2 protein-coding genes are annotated in these 1135 nt (G+C 53.5%); both read right to left on the reverse strand.

What is annotated here, in order from left to right; genetic code table 11:
• A partial coding sequence (locus tag KJA68_RS06085; RefSeq protein ID WP_213036053.1) for an acyl-homoserine-lactone synthase occupies positions 1–542 on the reverse strand: 542 nt, incomplete at its 3' end.
• A 90-nt stretch (positions 543–632) separates the two neighbouring features.
• A complete protein-coding gene (locus KJA68_RS06090) occupies positions 633–1064 on the reverse strand; it encodes a DUF4902 domain-containing protein (protein WP_213036054.1) in 432 nt (143 codons plus the stop codon).
• Positions 1065–1135: the final 71 nt, after the last annotated feature.

A 1135-nucleotide genomic window follows, 5' to 3' on the forward strand; every position in this document is an offset into this window, starting at 1 on the left:
TCGATCCAGGAAGCAAAGATCAGGTGGCCATCAATCCGCATCGGAGGTCCGGCACGGTGTGACCTGAATCCGGCATTCCTCAGCAGCCGCTCTATGCCCAGTGGAGAGACGGTAATCAGGCGCTTCACTCCGTGTTGCGCCGCAAAATCAATGGCTGCCTGGAGAAGGCTGATCGCAACCTCCGACGACATCTGCCGGAGCGGTGAAGGGTCAGCGGAATTCAGGTCAACAGCCGCAAATCGGGACAGCTCCCATATCTCGGGGGAGCTGGGTGGAATGGCGCCGTTCATGAGTTGAGGGAAGACTTCGGAGAGCAGGTAAGGATGGGTGGTCGGGAGCATCCGCGCACAGCCGCATACCGCTCCGTCTTCATTTCGTGCAACTACGTAGTAGGTGTCCGGCCGGTCAAACTGGTCTTTTTCCAGTCCGTCCGGTGCATGCAGGTCCCAGCCCAGGTTCTCGATAAATACTTTTTGGCGGTATGCCGCCTGCTCCCGGTATATCCCCTGCAGGCTATCCGCTGTACCTGAAATTATGTTCATGATCCCCCTGAAAACGATTGGTTTGATGGGGGGATTAAATCTTCCAGGAACGCTTCCAACAACTGTCAATCTTGACAGGTTTCAATATAATCAATATCTTAGATTGCTCATGATTTCGGTTTGCCAGTCGAAGGTTTTGAGCCAGTCTATTAGGATTGTAGTGGTTTGTTCTGTCCCGAGATCCTGGCCGTGCTGGTCAATAAACATGAGGTTTCTGCCGGGTATGCCGGTCTGGAGCAGACAGGGTTTTCCGTCCGTTCCGGCCAGTTTCCAGTCCCAGCCGATGGTGATGGCCGGGATGCCGTGGCTGACCCATTCGGTGAAGCCGGTAATGGAGGTGGCGCTTGCGCCAAGTCCGCTGGTAACCGGTCGGTTATCGTCCAGGCCGGAGTAGAGACAGGTCATTTCGAATTTCCGGAATGTCTGGTATGCCAGACGGATATAGCCGTCCCGGGAAAGGTGGATAAGGCCGGAGCTTTCCTGCCTGAGATGGTTTGCTGGTTGCTGATGGTAAGGTGCCATGGGATTTTCTCTCCTGAAAATTATCAACAAAGTGGAAAAAGAAGTAAGATAATACTGTTAATGTACATTTG

Origin of the sequence: Candidatus Nitrotoga fabula, assembly GCF_905221025.1 — a bacterium.
GTDB classification, from domain to species: domain Bacteria; phylum Pseudomonadota; class Gammaproteobacteria; order Burkholderiales; family Gallionellaceae; genus Nitrotoga; species Nitrotoga fabula.

Coding starts and splice junctions, on each gene's coding strand:
- KJA68_RS06090 (WP_213036054.1), bottom strand. CDS start 1,064: ATGGCACCTTACCATCAGCAACCAGCAAACCATCTCAGGCAGGAAAGC.